Raw genomic sequence first — 18,298 nt, forward strand, 5'->3', positions numbered from 1 at the left:
GGCTCGCACTACCCGTTGCCCCGACTGCGAGGCCTCCCGGACTCGCCGACCTCCTCCTCCGCCTCGGGCGCGAGCTGCCGGCCGTCGTCCTCGGCGGCGGCGAGACGCCGCCGGAGGGGTGCGTCCTCGCCCTCGGGCCCAGCGACGCGTCGGCACCTCCGGGCTGGCACACCGTCGACGTCCCGGCCCCGACCCTCACGCAGGCCGCGGCCGCGTGGCGCTCGGCCCTGCGAACGGCCGGCGCCCGGGTGGGCAGAGCCAACCTCGCGGCATACGCGAGCCGGATCCCCTTGGGTGAGAAGGGGATCCGTGAGGTCGTGGCGCGGGCCGCGGCCGCCGCCGAGGCCCGCGGTGACCGGCTCACCGGCGACGACGTCGCGGCGGCGCTGCGCGGCCAACCGCGGCACGACCCCGGCGGCCTCGCCCGTCAGGTGCCGACGGCGACGCGCTTGGACGACCTCGTGCTGTCGGCCGCCACCCGCGACGGGCTCGACGAGGTCGTCGCCCACGCCCAGTGGTCCGCGGCCGCCCACGAGACCCTCGGCCTCGACGGGGTCCGCGGCCGGGCCGTCGTCGCCCTCTTCCACGGCCCCAGCGGAACGGGAAAGTCTGCCGCCGCCGAGGCCCTGGCCGTCGCCGTCGACCGGGACCTGTGGGTCGTCGACCTCGCCAAGGTCGTCAGCAAATGGCTCGGCGAGACCCAGCGCAACCTCGACACGGTCCTCGACGAGGCGGCGACGGCCGGCGTCGTCCTCCTCTTCGACGAGGCGGACGGCCTGTTCGGCAAGCGCGGCGAGGTGACCGACGCGCGGGACCGCTACGCCAACCTCGAGATCGACCACCTCCTCCAGCGGATCGAGCTCCACACCGGGGTCGTCGTCCTCACGAGCAACCGGCCCGCCGCGCTCGACGAGGCCTTCGCCCGCCGCATCCGGCTCAGCGTCCGCTTCGACCTGCCCGACCACGCCGAGCGCGAGGAGCTGTGGCGGCGGGTCCTCCCCGTGCGGTTGCTCGGGGCGGACACGGACACGGTCCGGGTCGCGCGCGAAGAACTCTCCGGCGCGGCGATCCGCGCGGCCGCGCTCGCCGCGACGGTGCTCGCGACGGCCGACGGGTCGGCCGTCACCTCCGCGCACCTGGAGACCGCGGTCCGCCGCGAGTTGGAGAAGACCGGGCGACACCTCACGGCAAGGACGGTGCGGTCATGAGCGACGACCTGCGCGTTAGCGTCGACGTCGAGCCCGAGCCCGGCCTCCTCCGCCCGGCCATCGAGGCGGCCCTCACGGGACGCCCGTGGCCGCCCGGACCTGAGGCCCAGGTCGCCGCGGCCGTTGCGGCGGCGGTGCGGGGCTCGTATGCCGGTGCGCCCGGTGCCGTCGGAGGGGCAGCAACGCCCGGAACGCAGGCACCCGGAACGCAGGCACCCGGCATACGGACCCCTGACGGGACCAACCACGGAGGTGAGGGCCGATGACCGCCCGCGCCATGCTCCTGTCGTTCTCCGACCCGGTGGCCGGGATGGTGCCGACGCTCGTCCCGTTCCAGTACAACCCGTCCGAGGTGACCCGGGTCCTGCGCGTCGCGCCCGGAGCATCCGGCGGGTCGGGCCTGCGGGTCGGTGCCCCGCCGACCGAGACGTACACGTTCAAGCTCGAGCTCGACGCCCTCGACGCCCTCGACAAGCCGGTCACCGGAACCCTCGGCGTCGGCCCCCTGCTCGCCGCCATCGAGGGGATGATGGAGCCCGGCGGCGGAGGGCTCGCCGCGCTCGCCGGGGCCGTCGTCTCGGTCCTCGGCGGGGGAGGCGGAGCAGCGCCCGTCCCGGCGCCGTCGCTGCCGCTCGTCATCCTCGCCTGGAGCCCGGAGCGGATCGCGCCGGTGCGGATCGACTCGTACAGCGCCCACGAGACCGGCTTCGACAGTGCGCTGCAGCCGGTGCAGGCCACCGTCGACCTGTCGGTCACGGTGCTGCGCGACCGCGACCTCAACGCCGACCAGACCCTGGCCAACGTCATGGCCACCGCCTACCAGGCGGTCCGGACCGGCCTCGCCGTCGTCGGCGTCGCCCAGGGCCTGGAGCTGATGACATGAGCGGCCGCTACGACGGGCAGGCCCAGCTCGCGGTGCCGCAGGACGACGGGACGACCCGCCCGATGTCGACGCCGCGGGTCAGCGTGCAGCCGGCCGCGGACGTCGTCTACCCGGTGCGCGAGGGTGACCGCGTCGACCTGCTCGCGGGTGCCTCCCTCGGCGACTCGACCAAGTGGTGGTTCATCGCCGACGCCAACCCACGCGCCAACGCCCTGGACCTCGAACGCACCGGGACCCCCCTGGCGGTGCCGAATGCCTGAGACCCACACCTTCATCACCGTCAACGGTGCCCCGCTCGGCGCCCACGACCTCGACCTTGTCCAGTCGCTCAGCCTCGAGGAGACCCTCGGTGGGCAGGACAAGGTGAGCATCACCGTCCAGCTCGTCACGAGCGACAGCAGCGCGTGGACGTCCTCCCTCGACCCGCTCGTCGCACCCGCCACGCCGTTCCACGTCACGCTGACCCGCGGCAGCGACACCGTCGAGGTGGAGGCTCGCAGCGTCAGCGCGAGCTGGCAGATCGCGCCCGGCGGGTCGTCGACCATCACCGTCGAGGGGATGGACCGCAGCGTGGAGGTGGACCGACAGGACGTCCAGCGGCTCTGGCAGGACACCAACGACGCCGCCATCGCCGAGACGATCTTCTCCGAGCACGGTCTCGCCTCGCAGGTCGACAGCACCCCGAGCGGTGCGGACTCCGACACGTACTCCCCCCAGCAGAGCGCGACGGACTGGGCGTTCCTCAAGGGGCTGGCCGGCCGCAACGGCTTCGACCTACACATCGAGTCGATCAACGGCGTCGTCACCGGCGTCTTCCGCAAGATCGACGTCACCGCGGCCGCCCAGGCGACGATCGCCCTCGGCTATGGGCCGCTCGGGGGGAACGCGACCGCCTCGGTCCAGCTGCTGGCCGGCCAGGAGGTCCACGTGACGCGGACCGTGCCCGGGACGAGCGACGTCGACGTCGCGAGCGACAACGGGCAGGGGCACGCGATGGGCACCCGCTCCCTTGGCGGCGTCACGCTGGTCCGGACCCACACGGCCGGATCGGTCAGCGTCCTCGACGCCCAGTCCACGGCGACGGCGATGGCCGAGCGGAGCGCCTTCGGCGCCACCCTCAACGCGACCCTGACCTCCGCCGACTCCCCGCTCATCCGCGCCCGACGCACGGTGACCGTCGCCGGCCTGGGGGAGGCTCTCGACGGGCTCTGGCTCGTCCGGTCGGTCCGGCACACGGTCACCCCGGGCGGGCACAGCCAGGCCCTCGGCCTCATCCGCAACGCTCTGGGCAACCCGGCCGAGGGCGGTGGCCCCGGCGGCCTCGCCGGCGCGCTGAGTGCTGCCGTGGGGGTGTCGCTGTGAGCCCCGTGGAGATCTCCGAGCTCGACATCGGCGCGAGCGCGAACGACCACACCCGCTACTACGGGCTGTTCGCCGGCACGGTGACCGACAACAACGACCCCGACTCCAAGTGCCGGATCCAGGTCTCGGTGCCGGAGGTGCTCACCAACGGCAACACGGGATGGTGCCTGCCGGCCCTGCCCTACACCGGTGACGGTGCCGGCCTGGCCGCCGTGCCGCCGATCGGGACCCAGGTCTGGGTCCAGTGGCCCCGTGGCGACCTGTCGGCGCCGCCCATCTGGTCGGGCGGGACCTACAACGGCGGCGGCGCCGTGCAGGGCGCCGGTCCGAACACCGTCATCCTGCTCACCCCCGGTGGACATCGCCTCGAGCTCGACGACGACGGCACGGCCCTGACCATCACCTGCTCGCAGGGGCCGGTCATCACCCTGGACTCCTCGGGCGTGAGCATCGACAACGGTCAGGGCGCGAAGATCGTCATGCAGGGCCCCAAGGTCGACGTCAACGGCGGCGCGCTGGTGGTGCAGTGACCCCCGGCTACCTGCTCACCTCGGCCACCCAGGCGACCTGCCCGCACGGTGCCCCGGTGAGCTTCGTCCCCAGCCAGTCCAGCGTGATGGCCGACAGCGCCCCCGTCCTGCTCGTCTCCGACCAGGCCACCATCGCCGGCTGCCCGTTCGTCGTCGGCACCGTCGCCAGCCCGTGCCTCACGATCCAGTGGCTGGCTCCGGCGACGCGCGTCATGGTCACCCAGACGCCGGTCCTGCTGAGCACCAGCATCGGGCTGTGCCTCAACCCGGCCGCGGCGCCGCAGGGCCCCGCGCAGCTCTCGTCCTACCAGCAGCGGGTGCAGGGCACATGACGACGCCCCGTTTCCCCGTTCAGCCGTGGCAGCTCGGTGGCAGCCGCCGGCTGGCGACGCGAATGCCGCTCGAGCACCTCGACGACATGGTCCGGCTCGTCCTGCTGACCGGCCCGAACGAACGGCTCCACCGCCCCGGCTTCGGTGCAGGTCTGGGGGCGTCGACCCTCTTCCAGCCGTTGTCGACCGACCTCGCCGGCACCGTGCGGGCCCGCGCCCGCGGCAGCCTGACCTCGGCCCTGAGCGACCGGCTCGACGTCGTCGACGTCATCGTCACCGTCGCCGACTCCACCCTGTCGGCGGAGGTCGTGTACCGGCCCAAGCCGGCAGGCGAGACCCGCCGCGTCACCCTCACCCTCCCGGCGGCGGCACTGTGACGACGACGGCATACGACGCCTGGACCCAGCCGGAGGAGCCGGAGGCCAGCCCGGTCCTGCGTCCCAAGGCCCTCTTCGCCGGCGGCTCGGTCATCGGGCTGCGGGCGGCGGGGTGCACGGCGTCCGGTGTCGTGCGGACCGTGTCGGTCTGGCTGTATGCCGACCCGCAGGCCGGCCTCGTGGCCCCGGCCCTGTGGACGTTCGAGGGCACCCCGCAGGTCACCGTCGTCGCCCCCGGAACGATCGTCCCTGCCGGGGTCGACGTCGACGGCAACCCGGTCCCCGCCCACCTCGACCTGCCCGTCCAGGCGGTCGGCGCCGCCCTGCCCGGGCAGGCTCCGTACCGGCTCGGCATCGACCCGGTCGGCCTCGCCGGGCTCGGGCTCGACCTCGACCCGCTCCGCCGCTACCTGCCCGTCCGGCTCCGGCCCGAGTGCGGCGAGGTGCCCGACTGCATCCACATCCCGCCGACGCCTCCGCCGCTCACCCCACCGGACTACGACACCCTGGCCCGCGACTACACCGGCCTCCGGGCGATGCTCGTCGAGCGGCTCGGCGCGCTCCAACCGGCATACGATCCCTCGCCGGCCGACCACACGATCACGCTCCTCGAGCTCATGGCGCACCTCGGCGACCTGCTCTCCTACCGCCAGGACCGGGTCGCGACCGAGGCCTGGCTCGGGACCGCACGCCGACGGGCCTCGGTCACCCGGCACGCGCGCCTCGTCGACTTCGCCGTGCCCCCCGCGATCAGCGCGTCGACCGTCGTCCAGGTGCAGGTCGCCCACCCTGATCTCACGGCGACCGATGCCGCCTTCACCGTCCGGCCCGGCGACCTGGCCACCGACGCCGGGGCCGACCCCGACAAGGAGACCGGCGCGGCCTGCTTCACCGCGGAGATCGACGCGCCGCAGACGGTGTTCGCGTCGCACGGTGAGGTCGCCCTCCACGACTGGGGCGAGGTCGACGCCGTCCTCCCCGTCGGGGCGACGAGCGCGGTGCTCGTCCGGCCCCCGGCGTCCGACGCCACGCCCCTCGCGACCTGGCTCCCGCCGGGCGCCCTGCTCGGGTTCGAGGTCGTCGACCCGGGACCGCCTGGGGAGCAGGCGACGTGGGCGACCCGGGGGCAGAACTGGCCCCCCGAGGACGGCAGCGGTGGCCAGACCCGGATGCCGCTCGCGAGCCACCCAGCGCAGGTCGTCACCGTCACCCACGTCGTCGCGATGACCGACCAGCTCGCGCCGACCCTGCCGCTCGTCCGGGTGTTCTGGGACGACGCCGACGCGCTGACCGCGGCCGTGCCCGTCTCCGTCGCGCCGGACGCGGGCAGCCCGCGCGTCGGGGTCGCCCGGCTAGGTCTGGTCGCCGCCCACCACGGGCTCCCCGTCGACGGACCCGACGCCCTCGCTCCCTTCGACCCACTCACCGGCGACGCCCCGGACCCCGCCGTCACCGAGGTCGGCGACTACTGGCTCACCCGCGCCACGGCCGCCGGACTGTCCTGCGCGCCCGGGGGCCGGCCCTGGCAGGTGCGGACCCGGATCGGGCTGCCGAGCGGCGTTCCGGTCGAGGCGACCCGGGTGACCAGCCTGCTGCGGGCACCCTCCGACGGCTTCGCGGTCGTCGTCGACGTGGACGACGACGACCCGCCGCGGCTGCGCTTCCGGACCGGCGCCCTCGGGCTCGTCCCGCCCGCCGACAGCCACGTCACGGTGCGCTACGAGGTCGGTGCCGGCCCGGCCGGCGCCATCGCCGCCAACACGCTGACCCGCCTGATGCGGACCACGACCCCGCTCGGCCAGCCGATCCTGTGGCTCGACGCCGGCACCGGGGTCAGCGCCCGGAACATCACTCCCGGCACGGGCGGCGAGGAGGCCATGGCCCTTGACGTCGTCCGGCGGGACGCACCCCAGGCGTATGCCGCGGTGCCCCGCCGCGCCGTCCTCGTCAGCGACCTGCCCGGGTTCGCCGTCGAGGTCCCCGGCGTCGAGCGGGCCGCCGCCCACCGCGACTGGTCCGGCTCCTGGCCGGTGGGCGTCGTCGCCGTCGAGACGACGACGGACCGGGCCGACCCCGACGTCGATGCGGCGGCGGGGCAGGTCATGGAGGCCATCCGGATGGCCGGGACCGAGGTCATCATCCTCCCGGCGACACCGATCGGTCTGCTCATCGCCCTGACCGTGTGCCTCATCCCGTCCACCGAGTCGGCCACCGCGCGGCTTCGGATCCTCGCGGCCCTCCGGCCGGGGTACCCGGGGGCCGTCTTCTCCTCCGAGGCACACACCCTCGGCTCGACCGTCTATACCTCGACGGTCGTCGCGGCGGTGGCGGCGGTCCCCGGCGTCGACGCGGTGCGGGTCACCGAGGCTCGCCGGCTGTCCGACCCGCCGGGGCAGAACGACACCGTCCTGCTCATGGCCCCCGACGAGATCGCCGTCTGCGACGACGACGCCTCCGCTCCGGAGCGCGGCCGGATCGAGCTCACCATCGAGGGCGGCCGATGACCCTGCCCCAGCCGCGCGACCTCGTCCCCCGCCCCGACCCGGCGCCCGGCCAGAGCCGGCTGCGGCGGCGCCTCGCCGACCGGACCGACTTCCGCGACGCCGTTCTCGCCTCCCTCGCCGAGGTCACCGAGCCCGGCGGCGGCCCGCTCGGTGAGCGGCTCGACGTCGCCGGTGACCCGGCCGTCGTCCTCGTCGCCGAGCTGTGGGCCCGCGTCGCCGACTCCGTCGCGGCCTACACCGAGCTCGCGGCGGGCGAGCGCTACCTCGGGACGGCCCAGGACTGGACCGACCTCCGGCGGACGACCGACCTCCTCGGGCACCGGCCCAACCAGCGGGTCGCGGCCCACGGCTGGATCCGCTGCACGACCGACACCGGCGCGAGCCCGCTCGTCCCCGCCGGGACCCGTGTGCAGGCTCCCGGCACCTCCGCCCGCCCGGCGCAGGCCTTCGAGGTGGTCGACGACACCCAGCTCAGGGCCGACTGGGCCGACCTCACCGTCACCGCGGTCCCGCAACCGGTGAGCCCACCCGGGTCGTCGCTGCGACTGCTCATCGACCCCGGCTGGCGACCCTCCGACCGTCTCCTCCTCGTCGCCGAGAAGCCGGCCGTCTTCATCCCCGAGCCGACCGACTGGTGGGACTGGCTGGCCTGGTTCTACGCGTACTACCTCGGCGTCGCGGCCACCCGCGCGGTCGTGGGGACGGTCAGCGTCACCAAGCGAGCCGACGACCTCGGCGCCTTCCTCTTCACGATGGACCGTTCCCTGTCCGGTCTGCTCGGCCCGGCCGCAGGGACGACGTATGCCGCCTACCGGGTCCGCGCGAACCTCCAGATCGCGCGCCGCCTCGAGAAGCTGTCCTTCGTCAGCGGGACGACGGCCTCGACCGCGGATGTCACGTATGCCGGTGAGGCGGCGGCCATCCAGGCCAGCCAGCTGCTCGTCGTCGACGCCTCGGCGGCCACGCCCGGGCTCGGCATTGTCGTCTGGAACGCCTCGGGCGCCCTCGTGACGACCGTCGCTTCGGTCGGGTCGCTCGACTGGTCGGTCGCGCCGGGGACGAAGCACCGCGTCGGGGTCATCACCCTCACCGACGCCCTCCCGCCCGCGCTGCAGACCAGCGACATCGACGTCGCCCTCGTCGACGACCGCAAACTGGCCCAGCACTACGAGCTGACGCCGCTGCTCCACGGGGCGACCCGGCTGCGGGTCCACCCCCGACCGCAGGAGGTGCCGGAGCGGATCGCCGTCCTCACGACGTCTGCGTGGGAGCTGGCCACCTGCTCCCTTGACGGCAGCGACACCGCCACCGACGTCGGCGGGATGCTTCTCGCGCTCACCACGGGCTTCACCGGGGACGCGGTGACGGCACCGGCGACGTCGAACCTCGTCGCCATCCAGCACGGCACGACGAAGACGGCCCCGTTGACGGTGGCCGGCGGGACGGCCATCGTGCCCGGCCCGGTCACCGGCGACGTGGACGCCGCCGGGACGGTCACCGACAGCCTCGTCGTCCGGGTCGCCGGAGTCCGGTTCGACGAGGTCCCGACCCTCTACGGCCGCGGTCCCTCCGAGCCGGTCTACAGCACCAAGATCGCCGCCGACGGCACGCTCGTCCTCGCCTTCGGCGACGGCGAGCACGGCGCCCAGCCGCGTGGCGACGTCACCGCCCTGTGGCGGGTCGGGGGCGGCCTGAGCGGTGAGGTCGACGGGCCGCTCATCGACACCCTCCTCGGCAGCGTTCGCGGGGTTCGCAAGATCGCCGGCGTCGGGGCCACGACGGGAGCGGCCGACCAGGAGGACCAGCTGCGGATGCGCCGCGCGGCGGCCGCTCGGATCCGGGCCCTGGACCGGGCCGTCTCGCTCGGTGACCTCGCCGACCTCGCTCTCACCGTGCCCGGCACGAGCCACAGCGCGGCCTGGCGAGGTGCCGGCCCTCCCGGTTGTTCCTGCGGTGGCATCGGGCTCCACCTCGCCTTCCTGCGGACGACCGACACCGGTGCCCGCGCACCCCTGGCGGCTGAGCTGCTGTCGATGGCCGGCTACCTCGACGCGCGCCGGGACACCTCCGTCGGCCTGTGCGTGTGCGCAGGGGTGTCGAGTGCCCTTCCCGTCACCGCGACCATCGCGACCGACCCCCGGCGGGAGTCGGTGGCCGTCGTGGCCGCGGTGACCGCCGCCCTGGCCGACCGCACCGGGCCGCTGGCCGCCGCCCCGCGCGAGATGGGCGTGCCGCTCGACGACAGCGATGTCGTCGCCGTCATCCAGCCGGTCACCGGTGTCGTCGGCGTGGTGTCGCTCGCCGTCACACCCGGCATACGGACTCCTTCTGCCGGCGAGACCGGCATCGGTCGGACACCCGCCGAGCGCTACGAGCTGCTCAGCGTCGGCCCGGTCTCGGTGGCGGCGTCATGACCGCCGAGGTACGCCGCGAGTTCCTCCGGATGCTGCCCCCAGCCGTCGTCGCCGGCTGGCCCCCCGGTGAAGACACCCCACCCTCGCTCGCCCTGCTCGCCGCGCTCCAGGAACAGTGGTTCGCGCTCGCCGCCGACGTCGACTCGATCCTCGACGACGCCTTCCCCGACAGCGCCGCCGACTGGGCACTGCCCTACCTCGCCGCTCTCCTCGGCCTGCCCCCGGACGCCGGGCGGCGGGAGATCGCGTATGCCACGGCGTTGCGTCGCCGCAAGGGCACCCCGGCTGCGGTCGAGGACTTCGGCGAGATTGTCACCGGCTGGCCGACCCGGGTCATCGAGGGGTGGCGGACGACGCTGTGGTGCCAGCAGCTCCGGCATCCCGTGCTGCGGACCGCGTCCCTCGACTTGCGCCACGGGGAGAACCTCCTCGTTGGGACCGGGCTGGACCCGGCCCGCCGGTCGGTCACCCCCGGTGGCCCGTACCACCCGGCTGCGGTGTCGGCCGAGGTCTTCCCCTGGCAGCTCGTGACCTACGACGGGGTCGAGGTGGCCCCGCTCGGTTCCGGCCGGTTCGCCATCCACCCGCTCGGGGTGTCCGCACCGCTCTACCTCGCGCCCCGGCCGCTGGAGATTGCGAGCGACGCCGAGGACGAGCGTCCGCCCGGGGTGCCACCGACACCGAGGGCTCCGCGGGGGGCGGCCGAGCTGCCGATCCGCGCCAGCTGGCGCCTCATCGACGCGCTCGGCGACGTGAGCTACGGCCCGGTCTGGGGGCTCGCCGCCGAGCACCCGCTGACCGCCGAGGGACCGGCCGGTCCGGCGCTCCTCGAGGTGACGGTCGACGGAGTTCCCTTGCCCTGGAACAAGATCGGGCTCACGGGGCTGCCACCCGTCGGAGCGCCCACCCCGGCGGCGGACCAGGTCCTCGTCGACCCGGCGCGCGGCGTCCTCGTCCCGGGCTCGTCAGTGACCGGCACGCTCCGGACCACGTTCTACCGCGCGACACCGGGCCAACTCGGACCGGCGGCCAGCATGGCAGAGCCCCGCGACGACGTCGGCGTCGTCATCGTCGTCGACCCCGCGCTAGGCACGCACCCGCCTGGTCAGACCGTCGTCGCCGATCTGGCGGGTGCCGTCGCCGCTGCGATCGCGGCGACGACGAGCCCGAGCGGACCCGACGTGCCGCAGGTCGAGATCCGGCTGGAGACGAGCGACCGGCTCGTCGCGCCGGGCACGATCACCGGGTCACCCGCCCTCACCCGGTGGCGGGTCGTCGCGCCGGTCGGCATGACGCCCGTCGTCGTCGGCGACCTCGACCTCGACCTCACCGCGGTATCGGTCGAGCTGTCCGGGTTCTTCGTGACCGGCGACGTCCTCGTCGGTCCGTCCATGGCCGCCGTCGACCTCGTCGGGCTGACGACGGACGCCACGGCCGGCAAGGGTGTGCGCGTCGACCCGACCGCCTGGACGACGATGGTCTCGGCCACCCGCTGCCTGCTCGGGTCGATCCGGGCCGACCTCGCGGCATACGCCGTCGAGCTGCACGACTGCGTCATCGACGGCCGTGGAGCCCAGCCGATGCCGTGCGGCGGGGATCCCGGTGGCGACCCCACCCGCTCCGCCGTCGCCGCGGCCGGCCGCTTCCCGCCCGACCTCGTCGCCACCGGCGTCACCTTCGTCGGCCCGGTCGGCGCGGGCGAGGTTTGGGTCGCCGACTGCCTCTTCACCGTCGACCTGCGGACGACCGTCACGTCCACCGGCTGCGTCCGGTACTGCCAGCTCGGCCCTGCGGACGACCCGCAGGCCCACCCACCGGCATACCGCTCGGTCACCAGCCCGCTCCCGCCGTTCGGCGACGTCGGGCTCGACGGGTCGGGCTACTACGCGCCACTGCTCGCGAGCCCCGGCCCGCACCCCGCCGCCCCGCTGCTCATGGCGGCGAGCGACGGCGGCGAGATCGGGGCCTACCACCACGCCTGGCGCGGCCCGCTCGCCCTCCGGCTCGCCCAACGGCTGCCGGAGATGACCCCCCTGACCCTGCACACCCACCTCCTCATCGCCGAACCAGAGGACTCCACATGACCGGTGACATGACCAGCGTCCCGCTGCGGGCCAAGGACCGCTGGACGTCTGCGCGTATGCAACAGGGCCGGGTCCTGCTCGACACGGACTGGAACCTCGACCTCGACGGCCCCGCCCGGGACGCCCGCCAGCTCGCGGCCGACACCATCGGCCCGGCCGGCGTGCCCGTTGGCAGCACCGCATTCCAGGTGTCCCTCGCCGGCGGAGTCCTCAGCGTGGGCGCCGGGACCGTGTGGGTCGACGGCCTCCTCGCGCGCAACGCGGCGGACCTCTCGTATGCCGACCAGGCCCAGATCCCGCCGCTCCCGACCGCGGGCACGTGGGTCGTCTACCTCGACGTGTTCCCCGAGGAGGTCCAGGCGGCCGAGGACCCGGCCGAGCTGCTCGACCCGGCCCTCGACGGCATCGACACGACGACGCGCACCCGGGTCGGCTGGCGGGTCCGGGTCGCCCCGGCCGAGACGCCGACCTGTGGCGGCGCGACCTTCCCGGCGGCCCTGAGCACCGGCCTGCTCGACGTCGTCCGCAACGCGGCCCCCGTCAACCCCGACCCCTGCGCCCCACCGGACGACCCGCGGACCCAGCTCCCCGACGGGCTGCTGCGGATCGAGGTCCTCGACGCCGGGACCGAGGCGACGGCCCGGTTCGGCTGGTCGTACGCCAACGGCTCGGACGCGGTCGCCGCGACCGTCGCGGGCACCGCTGTCGCCCTGGCCCCATCGCGCTCGGTGACCTTCCAGCCCGGTGACCTCGTCGAGGTGAGCACCCTGGCGCGCCGTGAGGACCGGGTCGACCACGGACCGCTGTTCACCGTCGCCACGGTGACCCCGCAGGCCGGCGGCGACCTCGTCACCCTCGGTGCCGCGAGTGCGCTGACCGGGAACCCGCCCGGGACCTGCCTGCGCCGCTGGGACGGCCAGGTCGTCGGAGCCGCCGCGCCAGTGACTCTGACCCTGGCCGGGAACGACACCGGCATCGCCTTCACCGCCGGCGCCGGCACCTACGAGGTCGGCGACTGGTGGGGCGTTCGGGTCCGCGGAATCGCCGCGGACGCGGTCGAGACACTCACGGCCGCCCCGCCGGACGGCATACGGCACGCCTTTGCCTCCCTCGCCGTCGTCGACATCGGCAAGGGGGCGGTGCTCACCGACTGCCGGCCGACGTTCCCGCCGCTCACCGAGCTGGAGAACGACTGCACGTGCAGCGTGACGGCCTTCCCCGGCGACGACCTGCAGGCCAAGCTCGACCTGCTCCCCGCAACCGGGGGCGAGCTCTGCCTGGCGGCGGGCCGCTTCCCGCTCGCCCTGCCGCTGAAGGTCTCCGGGAAGCCGAGGATCGTCATCACCGGCGTCGGCCCGGCCACCGTGCTGGCCACCACCAACAGCGAGGCCGCGCTCGTCGCCACCGGCTGCGACGACATCGAGGTGACCCACCTGCGGGTCGAGACGGCCGTCCCCAAGGGCGTGGCCTCACCGCCCGGCGACCCGGGGCTCATGGGCGGCCTGTCCTTCCTCGGCGGCGACGGCATCCGCGTGCACGACGTCGAGGTGCACGTGCCCGACAGCGGCGGGAAGAGCCAGTCCGCGATCTACGTTGCGCCCGACGGCGACGCCGGCGACCCCGGCATGGTCGAGATCTGCGGCAACCGGCTCGAGGTCGGCGACCAGCAGGTGGGGATCCTCGTCGCCTCGGCCGCCTCCACGCGGATCTGTGACAACCGGGTCAGCCTGGCAGCGGCGGCGTCCGTGTTCCGGCCGAACCGGCTGGTGGCCCGGCAGCTGGGTGCGTTCGTCGCCAGCCACATCCTGGCCGCCGAGCCCCAGCCGGCCCCGGCTCCTGCTCCGGGTCCGGCTCCTGCTCCCGGTCCGGCGCCGGCACCTGCCCCGGCGCCGGCGCCTGCCGGGCCGGCCGCCGCCGGAGGTCTCGTCGGGGTCGCAACCGGCCGGGCCCGGGCGATCATCCTCGCCAACGGGGTCAACGTGTCCATCGGCGGGACCAGCCAGATCCGGCGGGTGATCAGCGACTTCGCCAAGAACACGTCGTCGACCCGGCTGGCCAGGGAACGGTCCTCGGGGGTCGCGATCGCACGCTACGTCGCCGCGAGCGCGACCGAGCCGCACCAGGCGGCGATCGGCGCGGCGAGTGCGAGCTTCCTCGCGGCGGCCGTGCGCGATGCGCGCTCGATGGCTCAGGGGATCGTCGTCGGCGGCTCCCGGGCACCGCTCGTCCGGATCGACGGCAACCTCGTCCAGGGCGCCATCGAGGGTATCCACGTCGGGCTCCAGGCGGTCGGCAAGCTCGGCCTCGTCGTCGGCCAGGCGGTGATCGCCGGCAACACAGTCGGCCTCATCGTGCCGTTCTTCTGGACCCGCCAGCGGCACGCCTACTACGTCGGCAACGTCGCGAGCCTGACGATGACCGACAACCACGCCCGCCTGGCCCGCACCGGCAGCCAGGACGGGACGCCCGTCGATGCCGTGCGGGTCTGGGGCGTCCTCGGCAACTGGGTCGAGGTCCGCGGGATGGACCTCACCGGGCCGTTCCGGATCGGCGTCGTCATCCGCGAAACCGGGCCGGGAGGCCGCAAGGGCAGGTCCCTGCGCTACCTCAGCGACGTGCTCAACGCCGACGGCTCGGTGGCCCTCGACGTCCCGGCCGACTTCCAGCACGACCGTTGTCTTCCCTGAGGAGGAGACCTAAAATGATGGCTTCAGGCATACTGCAACCGCGCGGTCGCGGCAGCCGCAGGAGACTGTTGGCTGAGGGGTTCGAATCCTCGTATGGCTGGTTGATGCAAGGTCAGGCGTCGGCTCGTCCGACGCCTCCTGCATGTCGGGGGCGGCGATGACCCTCTCCTTCGACCAGCAGGCGCACGCCGAGCCCGCCCCCATCGCAGCGCCTCACCAGCAGCGGCTGCCGAGCGGTCTGCGGGACGAGTTCGCGGCGCACTTCGGCGCCGACTTCGACGACATCGGCATCGCGCCGACGGCCGCCGCACCCGCGGTGACCGCCAACGGCGCCGACGCCGTGACGGTCGGCGACGACATCGCCTTCGGCGACACGGCCTACCAGCCCGAGTCCGGGTGGGGCCGCGAGCTCATCGCCCACGAGCTGGCCCACGTCGTCCAGCAGCGCGGCGGCACCGGCGGGCCACCGCTCGCCGACCCCGCTGCATACGAGCACCAGGCGGATGCCGCGGCCCGTGCCGCGCTCGCGGGGCACGACGTGCCGGCCCTGTCGGCCGCGCCGGCTGCCGCCCAGCCGCGGGTGTCGATGCGTGACGTCGGGCGCGGTGAGCAGTCCGGGTTCGGGCGCGTGCCCGAACTCATGGACCGGCTCAACCACATTTCGCTCGGGCTCGTCTTCACGCTCACCCACGAGGGCCGGTTCGACTGGCTGACCTACACGCGGATCCTGCCGGTCGATCTGTGCAGCGAGTTCGACAAGCAGATGATGGCGTTCATCGACGACGGCGCCGACATCCTTATGAGGTTCACCAACCGGCACGGCCTGCTCGGCAACCCGGCGGCCGGCTTCCACTGGACCGTCGAGGTCGACGCCTGGCAGTCCGGCTACGTCGACATCGACGACCTCCTCGCGAGCAGCGACCTCGGCCTCTCGACGTCGATGGTGCACCAGCTGCGGGAGCGGCAGGCGACGCCGAACTACGAGCACCGGATCGGCATCGAGACGGGCCCCGGCGCGCTCGTGACGACGCCGGGGGCGGACGCGGAGTTCGAGTCCGCCCACCTTTCCGGGCTGCAGGCCGAACTGGCGCTGCTGCGGGACTTCTTCGCCGACCCGACGATCCGGGCAGTGGATATCCAGGGTCGCCGGTTCCGCAACAGCCGTGGCGACATCATCCGCGAGAAGGAGACTGCGGGCCGAACCAACGCCACGTCCGGCATTCTGGCCATCACGTGGGAGGTCGTCCTGCACGGCACCCACGAGGTCATCACGGCCGAGGAGTACCTGGCCTTACTCGAGCGTGAACGCGCAGCCGCCGGCGCAGCCGCCGGAGTCGGCGTGCCGTGACCCGAGGCCTCCCCTCCTGTCGACACCGAGGCGCCTGCCGAGCGCACATTCACCTCGCATTCCTTGAATATCACGGCAGCGCCGCGCGCCGAAGGCGCGCCTTGATCACATAGAGGTCAATTCGGCAGAGCACGCCAACGACACATCCGCATAACGCTTTTTCGCGTTTGGAGCGGGTGGCGGGAATTGAAGCCGCACTGTCAGCTTGGGAATGGAAACTGTGCCTGCGTGCGCGCACGGCGGACAGGGTCAGGAGCATCCCTATATGACCATGAGTGCCCGTCAGGGATCGTTCGCTGATCGTTAGCCCCCGCGAGTCCTCAGTGCCCTTCCAGGCTGACAGCGGACACGACAAACTGCCCGGAGACGGCCATGAAGCTCATCAAGGCTGGATCGGCGAACAGTACTTGGACCCCCAGTCGCTAGAGGCGATCCGGACGCCCCCTCCCGCTCAGGATGGCACGGCGCAGACATGACAGACGACAGCGCCGCTCGGGTCAAGGGCCGTAGCTCTCGCTCGGTTGGTCGTGGGATCGTTGCCTGACTGTGGTCACTGTCGGCACGTCACGACCTTGGTCGTCAGGCGCTTGCTCGTGCACGCTGTCGCTGGTCGGTACCCGCAGGGGCGGTGAGCAATTAGGGCAATCTGACGAATCGCCGCCCAGATCTAGCGGAACCATGATGCGAAGCGGTCTACTTGGGTCGGTCGAACTTTTGTCCCTCGGGAGGTGGCATGAGACAGGTCGAAGAACAGCCGACAGATGGGCTGCCGCTCCGTATCTACATTGACGATTCCGAAGTCGATGTCTGGCGCAGCGGCCGCGCCTGGGTCGCTGTGGACCGGAGTCGGCTAGGGCTTATTGCCCAGGCAGACAGTGCTGATGAGGTTACCCGCCGCTTAGGGCGTCTGCTCCGCTACACTGCGGCTCCCTGACCCTGCGTTTGGGTGAAGGTAGACCGCGACTGAAAGGCGGCGTCATGGCTCGTTCTTGGGATTTTGATGGCGGTGGTCGAGCACATGCTCGGACACTTCGAACCTTGGGGTACGTATGTCTGGGCCTGACGACTGACGCCTATGTCATGCATCGGGAAGGGGTGACGATCACCGTTCCCAGGGTCCCTCGTCTGGCGCCAGATGTTCGCAGGTATTTGAGGGTGGCGTCGGGTCATAGCCGCGGCGAGTATTTGCATGCGTGGGGGAGAAAGGTCAGCAACCTTGGTTGTCCGCCTGTAGGTCGCGAGGCGACTGAGAAGCAATCTAGGTCTTCGAACCCGAACGGTTAAGAGTGCCTGCGGAGCCGCACGAAACGCAACAAGTGACAGGGCGACGCCGGAGCCACCGTTTGCCAACGTCACAGCGTTGGGTATCGGGCATTCTCGGTCTAATTGTGCTGGGCGGTGCCGAGGTCGCAGTCTTCACCGGGAAGGATGGGGCGGCGACGGTTGCGTTAATCGTCATTGCTGGGCTGGCGATGCTTCTTGCCGTGGTAGGGGTTGTTCCCATACGCGCGACGTTTGGTGACAAGTCGATAGATATGTACGACGAAGATATCTTGGCCGTCGACAAAGTCGCGGCCGTCCTCAGCTCGTCGCAATTGGCGAACGCTGCGCTCACGTCGCCGATAGTTGACTCTCCCACGCGTTCCAGTCCAGTGACAGATCGGCTACTACAGCACGCGACATTTGAGCGGGAAATGCTCGACGCTATCACCAATGCAGCGCGCGCTGTTGATGCGAATGTGACCTTTGAGGCGTTGGACGACGAAACGCGATGGGACGCAATAGTCGAGCACAAAGAACAGAAGCTGTTCGTGGAGGTGACTTTGCGCCTAGACGTTCAAGCAGCCAGGGTCATTAGGGCGCGCGCGGAGAAGACCGCGGCGGGCGGATGTGTCGTCGTCATCTCAAAGGAAGTTGCTCCTGGTGCCGCAGCGGTCCTCGGCCTTCCGGGGGCAGTCGTCGTCCTTCTTGAATGGGCCGGCGACTCGAGTTTGGTTTCGAGCCGGATCCAGAGCCTCCTGACCGCGTAGGCCTCGCATGGATGGCTTGGCCGGTTGAGCAAGCCCGTGGCCTCACTTCGATCATCAAAACCGTCTAGACAGCAGCCAGGATCGCCAGGTCACGGGCGTCCTACGTCAACGCCCCCGATCCGTGAGGCTCACCGTGAACGTGGGAGTCTCGGGGCTGGTCGTCGCCCAGCATCTCTAGAAGTGAACAACAGCGCTTTCAGATACCCATCACACCAAGGACGCCATGCGGGTTCTCGTCATGTGGTTACCAAGAGTTTGGGGCCTGGGGGCCGTGCGGGATGGTGGCAGCGCCGGTCCCTCCCCCTCGTCCCCAGCGCTTTTCATCCGGACCAGCAAGTCACGGCGAACCGAACCCCGATCTCCTGCTTGCAAACTCGCGTGACAGCGGACACGACAAACTGCCCAGAGACGGCCACGAAGCTGCCCGGTGGCGGACATGAAAACTGCCCGCTGACGGCCATGAGATCTGCCCGACACGATTCCGTCTGCCTCGCCGCGTCCCGCGGTTGAGGCCCCTCCTGAGGTGCGGTTGCGGTGCT

13 protein-coding genes are annotated in these 18,298 nt (G+C 72.5%); all 13 read left to right on the forward strand.

The window, feature by feature from the left end; translation table 11 throughout:
• On the forward strand, positions 1 to 1,208 hold a 1,208-nt coding region (locus VIM26_RS13905), incomplete at its 5' end, for an ATP-binding protein (RefSeq protein ID WP_331952157.1).
• Positions 1,209 to 1,470: 262 nt separating this feature from the next.
• Positions 1,471 to 2,091 carry a hypothetical protein gene (locus VIM26_RS13910; RefSeq protein ID WP_331952159.1) on the forward strand — a complete coding sequence of 207 codons (621 nt, stop codon included), beginning with the start codon at positions 1,471 to 1,473 and terminating at the stop codon, positions 2,089 to 2,091.
• On the forward strand, positions 2,088 to 2,351 hold the full coding sequence (locus tag VIM26_RS13915; RefSeq protein WP_331952161.1) for a hypothetical protein: 264 nt from the start codon (positions 2,088 to 2,090) through the stop codon (positions 2,349 to 2,351). The genes VIM26_RS13910 and VIM26_RS13915 overlap by 4 nt, the downstream gene beginning before the upstream one ends.
• The gene (locus VIM26_RS13920; RefSeq protein ID WP_331952163.1) at positions 2,344 to 3,453 is read left to right on the forward strand and encodes a hypothetical protein; all 1,110 of its coding nucleotides are present in this window, start codon (positions 2,344 to 2,346) and stop codon (positions 3,451 to 3,453) included. The genes VIM26_RS13915 and VIM26_RS13920 overlap by 8 nt, the downstream gene beginning before the upstream one ends.
• A complete protein-coding gene (locus tag VIM26_RS13925) occupies positions 3,450 to 3,983 on the forward strand; it encodes a phage baseplate assembly protein V (protein ID WP_331952165.1) in 534 nt (177 codons plus the stop codon). Before VIM26_RS13920 ends, VIM26_RS13925 begins: the two co-directional genes overlap by 4 nt.
• On the forward strand, positions 3,980 to 4,315 hold the full coding sequence (locus VIM26_RS13930) for a hypothetical protein (RefSeq protein ID WP_331952167.1): 336 nt from the start codon (positions 3,980 to 3,982) through the stop codon (positions 4,313 to 4,315). Before VIM26_RS13925 ends, VIM26_RS13930 begins: the two co-directional genes overlap by 4 nt.
• On the forward strand, positions 4,312 to 4,692 hold the full coding sequence (locus tag VIM26_RS13935) for a hypothetical protein (RefSeq protein ID WP_331952169.1): 381 nt from the start codon (positions 4,312 to 4,314) through the stop codon (positions 4,690 to 4,692). The genes VIM26_RS13930 and VIM26_RS13935 overlap by 4 nt, the downstream gene beginning before the upstream one ends.
• On the forward strand, positions 4,689 to 7,196 hold the full coding sequence (locus tag VIM26_RS13940; RefSeq protein WP_331952171.1) for a hypothetical protein: 2,508 nt from the start codon (positions 4,689 to 4,691) through the stop codon (positions 7,194 to 7,196). Before VIM26_RS13935 ends, VIM26_RS13940 begins: the two co-directional genes overlap by 4 nt.
• Positions 7,193 to 9,610: a hypothetical protein gene (locus VIM26_RS13945; RefSeq protein WP_331952173.1), complete on the forward strand. Its 2,418-nt coding sequence runs from the start codon at positions 7,193 to 7,195 to the stop codon at positions 9,608 to 9,610. The genes VIM26_RS13940 and VIM26_RS13945 overlap by 4 nt, the downstream gene beginning before the upstream one ends.
• Complete coding sequence (locus tag VIM26_RS13950) at positions 9,607 to 11,694, forward strand: hypothetical protein (protein ID WP_331952175.1); 2,088 nt, start codon at positions 9,607 to 9,609, stop codon at positions 11,692 to 11,694. Before VIM26_RS13945 ends, VIM26_RS13950 begins: the two co-directional genes overlap by 4 nt.
• Positions 11,691 to 14,381: a DUF6519 domain-containing protein gene (locus tag VIM26_RS13955; RefSeq protein ID WP_331952177.1), complete on the forward strand. Its 2,691-nt coding sequence runs from the start codon at positions 11,691 to 11,693 to the stop codon at positions 14,379 to 14,381. Before VIM26_RS13950 ends, VIM26_RS13955 begins: the two co-directional genes overlap by 4 nt.
• 157 nt (positions 14,382 to 14,538) lie before the next feature.
• Complete coding sequence (locus VIM26_RS13960; protein ID WP_331952179.1) at positions 14,539 to 15,729, forward strand: DUF4157 domain-containing protein; 1,191 nt, start codon at positions 14,539 to 14,541, stop codon at positions 15,727 to 15,729.
• Positions 15,730 to 17,117: 1,388 nt separating this feature from the next.
• On the forward strand, positions 17,118 to 17,759 hold the full coding sequence (locus VIM26_RS13965; protein ID WP_331952181.1) for a hypothetical protein: 642 nt from the start codon (positions 17,118 to 17,120) through the stop codon (positions 17,757 to 17,759).
• Positions 17,760 to 18,298: the final 539 nt, after the last annotated feature.

This window comes from Pengzhenrongella sp., assembly GCF_036565025.1.
In the GTDB taxonomy this organism is placed as follows: Bacteria; Actinomycetota; Actinomycetes; order Actinomycetales; family Cellulomonadaceae; genus Pengzhenrongella.